General features: G+C 49.1%; 11 protein-coding genes and 3 pseudogenes. 11 read left to right on the top strand and 3 right to left on the bottom strand.

Going from position 1 to position 13942, the window contains the following annotated elements:
• Nucleotides 1-93 precede the first annotated feature (93 nt).
• Nucleotides 94-1637 (top strand): annotated as a pseudogene (locus GN241_09140) (trimethylamine methyltransferase).
• On the opposite strand, the gene GN241_09135 reads toward GN241_09140, so the two are convergent.
• Nucleotides 1634-1807 carry a hypothetical protein gene (locus tag GN241_09135; GenBank protein XAT57513.1) on the bottom strand — a complete coding sequence of 58 codons (174 nt, stop codon included), beginning with the start codon at nucleotides 1805-1807 and terminating at the stop codon, nucleotides 1634-1636. The pseudogene GN241_09140 and the gene GN241_09135 sit on opposite strands and share 4 nt — an antisense overlap.
• Nucleotides 1808-2139: 332 nt before the next feature.
• Here GN241_09135 and GN241_09130 point away from each other — a divergent pair, with 332 nt between their 5' ends.
• Together GN241_09130 and lipA are read left to right on the top strand one after the other, a co-directional pair.
• Nucleotides 2140-3141: a hypothetical protein gene (locus GN241_09130; GenBank protein XAT57512.1), complete on the top strand. Its 1002-nt coding sequence runs from the start codon at nucleotides 2140-2142 to the stop codon at nucleotides 3139-3141.
• A gap of 150 nt (nucleotides 3142-3291) precedes the next feature.
• Nucleotides 3292-4242, top strand: coding sequence for a lipoyl synthase (gene lipA, locus GN241_09125; GenBank protein ID XAT57511.1), 951 nt, complete (start codon nucleotides 3292-3294; stop codon nucleotides 4240-4242).
• Nucleotides 4243-4327: 85 nt separating this feature from the next.
• Here lipA and ugpC read toward each other — a convergent pair.
• Together ugpC and GN241_09115 are read right to left on the bottom strand one after the other, a co-directional pair.
• Nucleotides 4328-5389: pseudogene (gene ugpC / locus GN241_09120) on the bottom strand (sn-glycerol-3-phosphate ABC transporter ATP-binding protein UgpC).
• Nucleotides 5390-5399: 10 nt separating this feature from the next.
• A complete protein-coding gene (locus GN241_09115) occupies nucleotides 5400-6191 on the bottom strand; it encodes a helix-turn-helix domain-containing protein (GenBank protein XAT57510.1) in 792 nt (263 codons plus the stop codon).
• An 80-nt stretch (nucleotides 6192-6271) separates the two neighbouring features.
• Here GN241_09115 and GN241_09110 point away from each other — a divergent pair, with 80 nt between their 5' ends.
• From GN241_09110 to GN241_09075, 8 genes and pseudogenes are all read left to right on the top strand, one after another.
• Nucleotides 6272-7543: an extracellular solute-binding protein gene (locus tag GN241_09110; GenBank protein XAT57509.1), complete on the top strand. Its 1272-nt coding sequence runs from the start codon at nucleotides 6272-6274 to the stop codon at nucleotides 7541-7543.
• A gap of 56 nt (nucleotides 7544-7599) precedes the next feature.
• Complete coding sequence (locus GN241_09105) at nucleotides 7600-8580, top strand: ABC transporter permease subunit (protein XAT57508.1); 981 nt, start codon at nucleotides 7600-7602, stop codon at nucleotides 8578-8580.
• On the top strand, nucleotides 8581-9429 hold the full coding sequence (locus tag GN241_09100; protein ID XAT57507.1) for an ABC transporter permease subunit: 849 nt from the start codon (nucleotides 8581-8583) through the stop codon (nucleotides 9427-9429).
• Between the two features lie 15 nt (nucleotides 9430-9444).
• Entirely contained in the window at nucleotides 9445-10803 is a 1359-nt protein-coding gene (gene melA, locus GN241_09095) for an alpha-galactosidase (protein XAT57506.1), read from the top strand.
• Nucleotides 10800-11570, top strand: coding sequence for an SDR family oxidoreductase (locus GN241_09090; protein XAT57505.1), 771 nt, complete (start codon nucleotides 10800-10802; stop codon nucleotides 11568-11570). Before melA ends, GN241_09090 begins: the two co-directional genes overlap by 4 nt.
• Entirely contained in the window at nucleotides 11567-12502 is a 936-nt protein-coding gene (locus tag GN241_09085; protein XAT57504.1) for a 2-keto-3-deoxy-galactonokinase, read from the top strand. The genes GN241_09090 and GN241_09085 overlap by 4 nt, the downstream gene beginning before the upstream one ends.
• On the top strand, nucleotides 12492-13100 hold the full coding sequence (locus tag GN241_09080) for a 2-dehydro-3-deoxy-6-phosphogalactonate aldolase (GenBank protein ID XAT57503.1): 609 nt from the start codon (nucleotides 12492-12494) through the stop codon (nucleotides 13098-13100). Before GN241_09085 ends, GN241_09080 begins: the two co-directional genes overlap by 11 nt.
• Nucleotides 13097-13940 (top strand): annotated as a pseudogene (locus GN241_09075) (SMP-30/gluconolactonase/LRE family protein). Before GN241_09080 ends, GN241_09075 begins: the two are co-directional and overlap by 4 nt.
• Nucleotides 13941-13942: the final 2 nt, after the last annotated feature.

Genomic DNA, 13942 nt, shown 5'->3' with positions numbered 1-13942 from the left:
TAAGAGCCGTTATTTGGCGAAGGCAAACTGGGGATGCAACATAGATCATACGCAGAAAAACGCGGTATTCGAAGTTTCAAGAAAGGTCGAAACATGGCAGAACTCTCTACAGGTCGGCGTTCTCGAGGAGGCGGGGGAGCAGCCCGTCGCGCAGAGCGCACATCCATCAAGATCGAGACTGCAAAATATATTGAACGCAATATCCCGAATTTCGATCTGTTAAGCGAAGAGGCTTTGGAAATCATTGAAGCCAATGCCGAGCTTATGCTGGAAGAGGTTGGGGTGAATTTTGTTAACAACCCTGCTGCCCTAGAGCGTTGGCGTGCGGCGGGCGCGAGCGTAGAAGAAGAGCGGGTGCGGATCCCGCGTGGTTTGGCAAAAAATCTCTGCGTAACGGCTCCAAGCCGGTTCACCCAACATGCTCGAAATTCTGAGCGCAATGTTGAGATTGGTGGTAAGTCTTTGGTTTGCGCGCCGGTATACGGGCCGCCTTTTGTGCGCGATTTAGAAGGTGGCCGCCGCTATGCAACGATTGATGACTTTCAGAAATTCGTAAAGTTGGGCTATATGTCCAAATGGCTGCATCACTCGGGGGAACGCTGTGCGAGCCAACCGATATTCCCGTCAATAAACGCCATTTAGATATGCTTCTGGCGCATATGACACTATCGGATAAACCGTTTATGGGATCGGTCACTGAGCCCAGCCGCGCGCAAGATAGCGTAGATATGTGCAGCATCCTGTTTGGGGATGAGTTTGTGCAGAACAACACGGTGATGACATCCTTGATCAACATCAATTCTCCGATGACATTTGATGATGTGATGATGGGGGCGTTAGAGGTTTATGCGCGCAACAACCAAGCCTGCATTATTTCTCCTTTTATTGTTGGCGGCGCGATGGCACCGGTTTCGGTGGCGGGAACATTGACGCAGGTCTTGGCTGAAGTCTTGGCTGGTATTGCGTATTCTCAGCTGCTGAAGCCCGGCGCTCCGGTGATTTTTGGCGCGTTTGTGGCCTCAATTGACATGAATTCCGGCGCTCCCACCTTTGGAACCCCAGAGGCTAGCCATATCCTTTATGGGGCAGGGCAATTGGCGCGGCGCCTTGGGTTGCCTTTCCGCTCCGGCGGGGGGCTCTGCGGATCGAAACTGCCCGATGCTCAAGCGGCTTATGAAAGCGCAAATACTTTAAACGCGGCCTTGATGGGTGGGGTGAATTTTATGCTTCATTCCTGCGGCTGGTTAGAAGGCGGGCTGGTATCGTCTTTTGAGAAATTTGTTATGGATGCAGATCAATTGGGCGTTTTGCATCATTTGGCGCGGGGCGTGCAAATTGACGAAGACTCGCAAGCGTTAGACGCAATCCGGGAAGTGGGCCCTGGCGGTCATTACCTTGGATGCGAGCATACGCAGCGAAACTTTAAAGAATCATTCTGGCGCAGCGAAGCCTTTGATTATAAGCCGTTTGAAACATGGGAAGAAGAAGGCGCCAAAGACACGATGCAGCTGGCCTCAACGCGCGTGGCAACCCTGTTAAACAATTACCGAGAACCCGAAATGGACATCGCGGTAAAGCAAGCTCTTGAGGCGTTTGTGGTGAAGCGTAAATCAGAAATGCCGGATAGTTTCGTCTAAATAGGTTGCTTTTCGGCGCTTTCAATTTCCATTGTTTCCGCGATCAAGGCGGTTAGAATGGTAACGTGCAAAGCGATGTTATACTGAACATGCTGCTGCAGTCGCATCTGGTTTAACTGGCCCTCTTTATCGATCAAGGATCGTAAAATCTGTGCAGAGTGTTGGTTCATGTTCAACGCAAGAAATGACCCTAAGCATGAGGCCCGGTTGTAGGCTTTAAGGCCCAGATTCGCTGCACTGATTAGTATTTTTGGCCGTTTGAAGCTGTGTGAGTGGTCTGTCATATCCGCGGCTGCCTAGATTTTAATTTTAGTTTGGATCAGAAAGCTGGCGGTAATGTCTTAATTAAACCCTGCGCCCCCGTTCTCTGTTTTGGGGAAGCCTTTATTATTTTGCCACAAACTCGGCTCGTTGACGCTTTTAAGAAGTCTTTAATAAGTGCAACTTTAAAGTGATATTTTTGTTGCTTAAGATTTGAATTAAATTTTTTGGATTGTGAAAAATGTCCAATAAACATCAAACGAGCAGGGGTAAATTAAGCCAAATCTGGCTGGATAAAGCCGCGTTTCATTATGATGCACATGTCCATCTGGGATTATCCATTCGCGAATTGGCGCGACAATCTGCTGGTCATGCTTCCACAATTCTAAGGCAGATAAGGCGTATCGAAGCTTTGCAAGGTGATCCGCAGGTGAAAGCCGCACTGGCTAAGCTAAAATCATCGCGGGGCGAGGGGGCTGAACCTGCTTCATCCTGCCCACGGGATCAAAGTCTTAATAAGGATGTTATAAATCTTTTAGAGCCCAAAAATGCGGTTTTGGTTATGTCCGAAAACGTTGAAATGGCAGGTATTTTCTTGATCTCATCAGAATACGCACCTCAGAAATTAGGGCTTGTGCCGCGCGCGCGCGCGCAGTCAATGATCGCAAACGGAGCACTGCATTGTGTTTCCGCGGGCCGCTTATCGCGTTATGTTTTAGCATCAAATCTGCAGGCTCAAACCGAATGCGCCGAAGCGCCCCGAGCCTTTCAGCCGCGCCCCAATCCCGCGCTCGAAACAAAGCCGGTTTTCAAAGGATCACCGGAAACCCCGTTGATGACATTGGCCAGACGCCGTAATAAAGATGGTTCGTATTTTTTAACGCGCGCATTGGTGGATGCAGGCAACCGGTTTCATGATGATTTTGAAATTGCACAGACCGTGCGCCCTGACGGGTTTTCCCGCGAGGATTGGTTGCGCTGCGCATCCGGTACTGTGCTTTCAGCGGGCAATGAAAGGCAACAACTGCTGATTGAACGGGTCGCAGCCACCTTGCGCGACCTTGGGCCAGAATTGTCAGATATTTCGCTACGCTGCTGTTGTTACCTGGATGGTCTTGAGTTGAGTGAGCAATCTTTAGGCTGGTCGGCGCGTTCGGGTAAAGTCGTGTTGCGTATCGCTTTGCAGCGGCTCAAGCGTTACTATGAAAGCCAGATTGGCGTTGAGAATGGTCGCATAGGTTAATATTATTTTGGTTTTGCTTTGAAAATGCTGCGCGCGTTCAGTTTGCATTGTGGCAAAGTGTTTCGTCCAGATCATAGCGGAAATGCGTAAGCGCCCCTTGGAGCTTGAGCCAGTTCTGCTATATTGCGCTAAATAAGAGGGTGAATACCAGTGCGTGATCTAAAACTGCCTCAAGAGCGGCATCCAGAAAAAGCTCATAAGCCAGACAACCGGCAGCCCAAGAAACCCGATTGGATTAGGGTGAAGGCACCGGTCTCCGAAGGCTATAAGGCCACGCGCGATATTATGCGCGAGCATAATTTGGTAACGGTATGCGAAGAAGCAGGCTGTCCAAATGTTGGCGAATGTTGGAGCCAAGGCCACGCCACCATGATGATCATGGGCGAAGTGTGCACACGGGCCTGCAGCTTTTGCAATATAGCCACCGGAAAGCCTCCTGAAGCTTTGGATGTGTTTGAGCCTGGCAGGGTTGCCGATGCCGTCTTTAAATTGGGGTTGAACCATGTGGTGATCACGTCGGTTGATCGCGATGATGTAGAAGATGGTGGGGCAGAACATTTTGCGCAAACCATTCGCGCGATCCGGCGCAAAAGCCCTGAAACGACGATTGAAATTCTGACGCCCGACTTTTTAAAATGCGACCCGGCCGTGCTTGAGTTGGTGGTGGCGGCGCGCCCGGATGTGTTTAATCACAATTTGGAGACTGTACCCGGATTGTACCCAGAAGTACGCCCCGGCGCGCGCTATTTTCATTCTTTGAGGCTTTTGCAAAGGGTCAAAGAATTGGATCCGTCGATGTTCACAAAATCCGGCATCATGGTTGGGCTTGGAGAAAATCGCCAAACTGTTTCGCAAGTGATGGATGATTTGCGCGCCGCGGATGTGGATTTTTTGACCATTGGACAATATCTGCAACCCACGCCAAAACATCATGCGGTGGATCGATTTGTGCACCCGGATGAATTTGCAGCCTATGAAAAAGCGGCGTATGGCAAAGGGTTTTTAATGGTTTCAGCAACCCCTTTAACCCGCTCTTCATATCACGCAGGAGATGATTTTCAACGCTTGCGCGCCGCTCGTTTGGCGCGTTTGGCTAAGTGAAAGCAACCTTTTGGAGTGCCGCCCTGCAAAAAAATTAAGAAAGCGCAATACGGTCAATGGTGAGTTTTGGGGTGCGCGTAAAATGTTACTTTAGCCGTTTCTCAGTTTTTGGATTAAAGAACAGAAGCTGATTTGGGTCAAAGCGAACGGCAACATCGCTGCCCATGGGCAGCGCAACATCCTCCTTGCTTTCAACAATAATACGCTCGCCCGTTGGTGCCATTAAATAGCTGTAATTCACACCGCCTAGCCGCTCATGCACGCTGACGGATAGGCCATTTCCGGCTTCGTCAATAGATAGATTTTGCGGGCGGATGCCAACAAGAATTTCGCGCAGATCAGATGGCAAAGCCACGTCAGGCTCAATCGGGGTTGACGAGATAGCGGATAGGAAAATTTTATTTTTTTCGACGCGGCCTTTTAAAAAATTCATTGCCGGAGAGCCGATAAAGCCAGCAACAAATTTATTTGCTGGATCGTGGTAAAGCTCCATTGGGGCGCCCACTTGTTCGATTACGCCCGCCCGCAACACAACGATTTTATCCGCCAAGGTCATAGCCTCAACTTGATCATGCGTCACATAGATCATCGTGGCCCCAATTTCTTTATGCAATCGCGCGATTTCCACGCGCATATCAACGCGCAATTCGGCGTCGAGATTTGACAAGGGCTCGTCAAACAAAAACACTTCAGGGCCGCGCACGATGGCTCGGCCAATCGCCACGCGTTGCCGTTGACCGCCCGATAATGCTTTGGGTTTGCGATCCAAGTAATCGTTTAGCTTCAAAATTCGGCTGGCTTCGGCAACTTTTGCTATGATTTCCGCCTTTGGGTGACCGGTAATCTTTAGCCCAAAGCCCATATTTTCAGCGACCGTCATGTGAGGTTAAAGCGCGTAGCTTTGAAATACCATAGCGACGCCGCGCGCGGCCGGATCGCTTTTGGTGACATCGCGATCTCCGATAGCAATCTGACCAGTTGTGGTTTCTTCCAGCCCCGCAATCATTCGCAGCAAAGTCGATTTTCCACAACCTGAGGGGCCAACGAAAACGCAATACTCTCCCTCATCGATTGATAAATCTATGCCATGAATAACCTCTAAATCGCCGTATTGTTTTTTGACATTGGTTAAAGTTACCCGAGACATAAGATTTCCTTTAAGTTGGGAATTGCCAGTTTTTAGCGGCGTCAGAAATTTTTCTGGCAGCCTCTTGAAGTTTTGGCGCGAAACGTTCGATGCTTGAAAGAGAATGATGGGAAGTGGTTGATGTGAGCGACAGGGCTCCTATTGCGCGGTTAAGACCGTTCAAAATCGGCACAGCGACGCATATGATTCCAGGCTCATGCTCTTCGCGATCAAAGGCCATTCCGATAGATGCGATCTCTAACAGCTCCGCTTTCAGGGCCGGCAAATCGGCTAAAGTGGCGGCTGTATACTTGTGGAAAGATTGCCGCGTTAGCGCTCTGGCTTGTTCTTTTTCGGGCATAAACGCCAACAGGGCCTTGCCAACACCGGTGCAATAGCCAGGGCCGATTTTGCCGGCTGAGCTGAACATTTCAACCGGTTTTTCTGCGTTGCGTTTGTCAACATAAAGCACGTGTCCATCATCCATTTGCGCCAGATGCAGGGTTTCACCCAAGGCATCTGCCAAATCGTCTAAGATCGGGCGTGCAATGGGTGCAAGGGCGCTTTGTCGCCATGCCGAATGGGCGAGGCGCACCAAACGGATTCCGGGAATATACGTTGCAGTTTGCTCATTATAATCCAGCATTGATTGGTTTGAGAGCGTTTGCAGCAGGCGATACACTGTGGCTTTGGGATAGGCGCTTTTGGAAAGGATTTCAGAAAACCGAACCGGCCGTTCAAAGCTTGCAACAAGATCAAGCATTACCAGCGCTTTGCCGACCGTTCCATCGGAGGCGTTGGTTTGGATGCTTGGATTTTCCATACGACAAAGCTCCTTATCGACAGTTGACAAATTAGGTGATTCCTTTCACTGTTTCAATAGTTGGAATTTGGTTTCACTATATGGAACTGCTGGTCAACTATCAACTGGGAGAAGAAAATGCTAAAAAACCTAAAAAACTGGCGACAACCGTCGCCACGACAGGAACGCTGGCAACGGCCGCGTTTGCCGGAGAGTTGGTGATCACATATGATGATTTGAACCCCGACCCCAAGAAAGCCTTTGATGATGTGGTGGCGGCGTTTAAAGCGGCCAATCCGGATATCAACGTGACTGTGAATAATAATGACCGAGAAGCTCATAAATCTGCTATTCGAAATTTTTTATCTGCGAACCCGCCTGATGTTACCTCATGGTATCCTGGAAATCGCATGGGACCATTTGTAGATGCCGGTTTGTTTGAGCCAATTGATGATCTTTGGGCCGCGAACAATTTGGATCAGGATATGGCGGCAGTACAGCCAACCATGACGCGGAATGGAAAAATTTGGGGTGTTCCTTATTCTTATTATCAGTGGGGCATTTATTATCGTAAAGATATTTATGACAAGCTGGGCCTGTCAGAGCCAAAAACGTGGAATGAGCTTTTATCAAACTGCGATGCTTTGAAGGGTGTCGGGGTAACCCCGTTCACCATCGGCACCAAATATCTTTGGACCGCAGCTGGCGTCTTTGATTATCTTAATCTGCGCACAAACGGCTATGATGTGCATAATGCTTTGACGGCAGGAGAAATCAAATACACGGATGAGCGCATTCGCGCGACATTTGCCAATTGGGAAGAGATGTTAGAGCGTTGCTCATTCATCGATAACCACGCCTCGATGGATTGGCAGGGTGGCGTTGCAGCCTTCGCAAAAGGCGATGCTGCGATGTATGTTATGGGTAACTTTTCAGTTGGGGCCTATAAAGACGCTGGGTTAACAAACGATCAAATTGATTACTTCCAATTCCCGGAAATTACACCTGGCTTACCTATGGCAGAAGAAGCACCTGCGGATGCATTTTTCATTCCCTCCGGTGCTAAGAATAAAGACAATGCAAAGAAGTTTCTCGCCTTTATTGCGCAGCCTGAGGTTCAAACGCAATGGAACCTGACATTGGGTCAATTGCCGCCAAACTCAAAAGCTGAGGTTGGAGATGACAAGTTTATCCAAGAAGGGTTTGCCGTTGTATCAAATGCAGCTGGTTTGGCGCAGTTTTATGATCGGGATGCCCCTGCAGCCATGGCCTCTGAAGGGATGAAAGGCTTTCAGGAATTCATGCTCGATCCCAGTAAGCTTGACGCGATCCTAGAGCGTTTGGATGCTGTTCAAGCTGACGTTTATAAGTAAAAACAAAATTGTGCGGGGCGCGCTGTTTCGCGCCCCGCGTGCAAGTTAGGCGGGACATGCAGACGGAATATCGAAACAAAACGGCAGGATGGTTTCGCATCAACAAGCTGAGCCTTGCGCCGTTTGTTTTTTTAATTCCGGCATTGGCGTTTTTTTCGATCTACGTGATTTTTCCAATTTTTCAATCGCTGCAGCTTTCACTGTTTGAATGGAATGGGCTCTATAACGCCGAAGGCAAGTCGACCGCGCAATATATCGGTTTGGAAAATTATCGAAAGCTTTGGCTGGATCCAAATTTTTGGATCTCCATTAAAAATAATTTTCTTTGGCTGTTTCTTTATATGCTGGCGGTGCCGCTTGGGCTGTTTATCGCAATATTTTTAAATCAGACCGTGACGGGCATTCGGTTTTACAAATCAATGTTCTTCTTTCCATTTGTCATCAGTCAAGTTGTGGTTGGTTTGATTTTTGGGTGGTTTTACAACCCCGATTTTGGAGTTGTTGCAAAGATATGGCAATTTATCTTCTGCGAAGAAACGGTCAATTTTATTGGTAATAAAACGGTAAAATGCGCACGCCCCGCTCCCGATATTTTATCAAGCCCAGATTGGGCAACCTATGGGATTATTTTTGCTGGTCTGTGGCCGCAAATCGCGTATTGCGTCATCTTATATTTAACCGGTTTGAACAATGTGGCCGCAGATCAAATTGAGGCTGGTCGCTTAGATGGTGCGAAAGGCTGGCGTATGTTGTGGTACGTTGTCTTGCCACAACTGCGCCCGGCAACTTTTATCGCGGTTGCGGTCACGGTGATTGGAGCTTTGCGCTCGTTTGATATGATCGCCATTATGACCCAGGGTGGCCCCTATGGCATGACCAATGTGTTATCGCATTATATGTATGAGGTGGCGATCAGCGAATATGGTGAGCGCTATGGCTATGGCTCAGCGGTTGCAACCGTTTTATTTGCGATCATGATGGTTTTTATCAGCTATTTTCTATGGCGTATGTATCAAGATGAAAGACGGGGCGGTTAAATGTTTCCTCGCGCGATACAGCAGGCCAGCAAGCCAAAGCAGGTTGCCTATTCTCTCTTTCTTCCGATTGCATTGTTTATCTGGATTTTGCCTCTTTTGGCGGTGTTTTTGACTTCGGTTCGAGGCGCAAAAGACATCAATACGGGCAATGTGTTTGGATGGCCAAGCGAATTCAAATTCGTCGAAAATTATACGGCCGTTTTCACGCAAACCGAGGCTGTGAAATATTTCTTTAACAGTTTTCTCATCACGTTGCCGGCCGTCGGGATCTCGATCGCCTTGGCCTGTTTGGCAGGTTATGCGTTGGCCATTTACCGATTTCGTCTGGCTTTACCACTGTTTTTTCTTTTTGTGGCCGGAAACTTTGTTCCGTTTCAAATTTTAATGGTTCCTGTGCGCGACATGTCGGTGCAAACGGGGCTTTATAATACGATTGCTGGCCAATTCCTTTTTCACGCGGCGTTCCAAACTGGGTTTTGCACTTTATTCATGCGCAATTTTATTAAGGCCTTGCCTTTTGATTTGATCGAAAGCGCGCGCGTCGAAGGCGTCGCAGAATGGCGCATTTTTTGGTTTATCATCGTGCCCCTGGTGCGCCCGGCGATCGCAGCATTGGCGGTTTTGATTTTTACCTTTGTTTGGAACGATTTTTTCTGGGCCAATGTTCTGTCACAAGGAGAGCAGGTGAAGCCAATTACCGCAGGGGTGCGCGCGCTCAATGGTCAATTTGTCAGCAATTGGCAGCTTGTCTCGGCAGCATCGCTGTTGGCCGCAGTTCCGCCTGTTGCAATGTTTTTTTTCATGCAAAAGCATTTTATTGCGGGGTTAACACTTGGGGCGGTAAAATAGGAAAGAGCGCAGGAAATGGCTAAGAAAATCTGCTTTATTGGTGCAGGGTCTACAATTTTTATGAAGAATATTCTTGGGGATGTCTTGCATTACCCGGCACTAAAAAATGCGCATATTGCGCTGATGGATATTAATGAAACGCGTCTATTGGAAAGTCAATTGGTGGCGCAAAAGTTAATCCTAAGCTTGAAGGCGGAATCTAAAATCACCACTCATCTGTCACAACGCGAGGCGTTGGATGGGGCGGATTTTGTGGTTGTATGTTTTCAGATCGGGGGCTTTGAACCCTGTACAGTAACCGATTTTCAAATTCCAAAATCCTTCGGGCTTGATCAAACCATCGCCGATACGCTGGGAATAGGCGGTATCATGCGCGGTTTACGAACAGTGCCGCATCTTTGGTCAATCTGCGAAGATATGCTGGCGCTTTGTCCCGATGCGGTGATGTTGCAATATGTAAACCCTATGGCGATCAATACTTGGGCGATTAGCGCGCGGTACCCGATGATCAAGCAGGTGGGGCTGTGCCATTCGGTGCAAGGCACTGCAGAAGAGCTGGCGCGTGATTTGGAGCGCGATATTGAGGATGTTCGCTACCGCGCTGGCGGCATTAATCATATGGCTTTTTTCTTAAGGTTTGAGGGTCGGCAAAACGATGGGTCTTGGGCTGATCTGTACCCCGATTTACGCTGTGGCTACTCTGAAGGCCGGTTTCCGACGCATACGGGCGCCAATTCCCGCTGTCCAAATTTTATTCGCTATGAGGTGATGAAGCATTTTGGATTATTCGTGACCGAAAGCTCTGAACATTTTGCAGAATATGTGCCATGGTTTTTAAAATCTCATCGGCCAGATTTGGTGGAAAAATTTCAAATCCCGATCGATGAATACCCCAAACGCTGCAAAGAGCAAATTGATGCATGGAAAGATCAAGTTGTGGCATTTTGCGAGGCTGCGCATATCGAGGTTGAGCAAAGCCACGAATATGCAGCTCAAATCATGAACGCGCTCAGCACCGGTGACACGGCAGTCATCTATGGTAATGTGGCCAATAATGGATTTATCCCGCAATTGCCTGCTGGCGCTGCAGTTGAAGTGCCTTGTCTTGTGGATGCAAACGGTATTCACCCAAGATCGGTGCCCGATATTCCTCCACAATTCATTGCGCTGATGCGCACCAATTTAAATGGACAAGAGTTGACCGTTCAAGCATTATTGGATGAAAATAAAGATCATATTTATCACGCCGCAATGCTTGATCCGCGCGCCGCGGCAGAATTAGACCTTGATCAGATAAAAGCTCTTGTGGATGCCTTATTGGCAGCGCATGGCGATTGGATGCCAAAATGGCTTCAGAAAGAAGAGGCAGCATGACACAAACCGTTACATTTCACGATTTAAAGGATGCTTCGGTCTTTATCACCGGCGGTGGGTCGGGAATTGGCGCTGCGTTGAGCGAAGGGTTTGTGGCCCAAGGTGCCAAAGTTGCTTTTGTTCAAAGATCAAATGCGGATCATCTTGCCGCAGAGCTCGCCGAAAAATATGACAATGCGCCTTTATTCTTACCCTGTGATATCACAGATGTAACATCCTTAAAGGCGGCGATAGCAAAAGCTGGCGCGCAACATGGGCCGATTTCAGTTTTGGTTAATAATGCGGCCAATGACACACGTCATACGCTTGATAGTTACACGCAGGATGAGTTTGATCAAAATATTGCCGTAAATCTGCGTCCGCAATTTTTCACAGCGCAAGAAGTTGCCCCGGCGATGCGCGCGAATGGGGGTGGATCAATCATAAATTTTTCTTCAATTTCTTATATGATGGGGAATGCTGGTTATCCTGTTTATGCCGCAACAAAAGCGGCGATTACCGGGTTAACCAGATCGCTTGCACGCGAGTTAGGACCCGATAGAATTCGCGTAAATGCCGTGATGCCTGGCTGGGTGATGACCGATCGGCAAAAGGATTTATGGGTGACAGATGACGGGTTGAAAAAGCACTTGGCGCGCCAATGCCTGCCCGATTTGCTGCACCCCAAAGATATTGTTGATACAACTTTATTTTTGGCCTCTCAAAGCAGCCGCATGCTCACGGGGCAAGCTGTTGTCGTGGATGGCGGCGTGGTTGTAACAGGATGAATATAAATAAGCGGGCAATTGGGCCAGATTGGTTGGCCGTGGATTGGGGTACCACCCATTTAAGGATCTGGTTGCTGGATGCTCGGGGCCATATTTTGGCCGAGGCCCGTGATGATAGTGGAATGGCCACACTGTCTTCAGATCAATTTTATGCTCGCTTCACGCGTTTGGCGGGGCCCTTCCTATCGCCAGATAAGGTGATTCCGGTTGTGGCCTGCGGAATGATCGGCGCAAAGCAAGGCTGGCATGAAGCGCCTTACATTGCCGCGCCTTGCGCAGCGCCGGGGTTAGAAGAAGCCCAAAAAATAGAAACCCGCGATGACCGGTTTTCGCTTTACATACTGCCAGGCGTGAAGCAGACGCATCCAGCAGATGTGATGCGCGGTGAAGAAACGCAAATAGCCGGATTTCTCAGCCAAAATCCAAGTTTTGATGGCGTTCTGTGTTTGCCGGGCACGCATACCAAATGGGTAAGAATCAGCGCAGAAGAAATTGTCAGCTTTCAAACCTTTATGACGGGCGAGATGTTTTCACTTCTCAGCGAAACATCCGTTTTGAAGCATTCGATCGCATCATCCGGCTGGCACAAAGGCGCATTTCTTGAGGCGCTGGATGCGGCGATCAGCGCACCGGCCTCAATTGCGTCAAAATTATTCGCGCTGCGCGCCGAGACATTGTTAAATGATCTATCTGCCGCGGTTGCGCGATCGCGCCTATCTGGGTTTCTAATTGGCCTCGAACTGTCGGCGGCACGCCCCTATTGGTTGGGCCAAGATATTGCGATTATCGGTGCTGAAGATTTATCTATAGCCTATATGGATGGTTTGATCAGCCAAGGTGTACAGCCTCAAAGCCATCATTCGGTTGGCATGACGCTTGCGGGCCTCACCAAAGCCTATCAACAGATACAAGGATCCATGAATGCAGCGTGAAATTATAGCGATTTTACGGGGGATCACCGTCAAAGAAGCCCCCGCAATTGCAGAGGTGCTCATTGAGGCCGGGATCGATAAGATTGAGATACCGCTCAACTCACCATCACCGTTTGAAAGCATTGAAAGCCTTATCAACGCGTTTAGCGATGTGGCAGTGATCGGCGCGGGAACGGTGTTACAGGTGGAGCAGGTTGAGCATTTGGCGGCGATAAACGCTTCAATGGTTGTGTCTCCAGATTGCAATTCAGACGTGATTATGGCAACGAAACGGGCTAAGATGCTGTCTTATCCGGGGTGTTTTACGGCGACCGAATGTTTCACCGCGCTGCGGCATGGGGCGGATGGTTTAAAACTGTTTCCTTCATTTTTAGTGGGGCCAAAAGGGCTTGAGGCGTTGCGCGCGGTTCTGCCCAAAACCGCTCCCATTTACGCGGTTGGTGGTGTTGGGCCCGATAATTTTGCAGATTGGGTTGGCGCAGGGGCAACCGGGTTTGGGATCGGATCATCGCTTTATAAACCGGGTATGTCCTTGGCCGATATACGCGCCAAGGTCCAAGATATCACGGCGGCCTATGATGCAGTGTTTGACCGATGAATGTGTTCGACATGACCAACTGCGCCTTGGGGGAAGGGCCCCTATGGCATCCTGGCCGCCAGTCTTTGTTTTGGTTTGATATTTTATCTAAACGCGTGCTGATGAAAGAGGGCAATCAACTGCGTGATTGGCAATTTGAGACCTGTGTATCGGCAGCGGGTTGGGTCTCTGCTGATCAAATCTTAATCGCTTCTGAAATTGAACTTTTTACCTTGGATATAACGACGGGTAAAACAGACACTGTTGTTGCGTTGGAAGCGGAAAAGCCGGAAACCCGTTCAAATGATGGCCGCGCTGACCCCTTTGGAGGGTTTTGGATTGGCACGATGGGAAAAGCTGCGCAGACGGGCGCTGGGGCGATCTATCGCTATTTTAAAGGCGAGCTGCGAAAACTGATCTCTAACATAACAATTTCCAACGCGATTTGCTTTTCACCGAATGGCGATGCGGCTTATTTTGCTGATACCAGCCAGCAAATTATCCAACGTTGGCGTTTGTCTGGGAAAGACGGGTGGCCAATCGGGGATCCTGAACCTTTCATTGATATGCGAGCGGATAATATTCACCCGGACGGGGCGGTTGTCGATCAATCTGGATGTTTGTGGAATGCCCAATGGGGCAAGTGGGCGCGTTGCGCGCTATAGCCCCGAGGGGGTTTGCCTGGATCATATTCAATGTCCGGCTTCGCAAAGCAGTTGCCCTGCCTTTGGCGGTGAAACCTTAACAAGCCTGTTCGTAACATCGGCGGCGATCGGTGTGAATGAGCCGCAGGCGGGCCAGACATTTTTCGTAAAAGATATAGGTGCCAAAGGGCAAGCGGAACATCAGGTGTTATTGTGAGG

This window comes from Rhodobacteraceae bacterium IMCC1335 (genome assembly GCA_039640495.1).
GTDB lineage: Bacteria > Pseudomonadota > Alphaproteobacteria > Rhodobacterales > Rhodobacteraceae > Thalassovivens.
The sequence above is the reverse complement of the archived record's forward strand: the minus strand, read 5'-3'. Positions and strand labels throughout refer to the sequence as shown.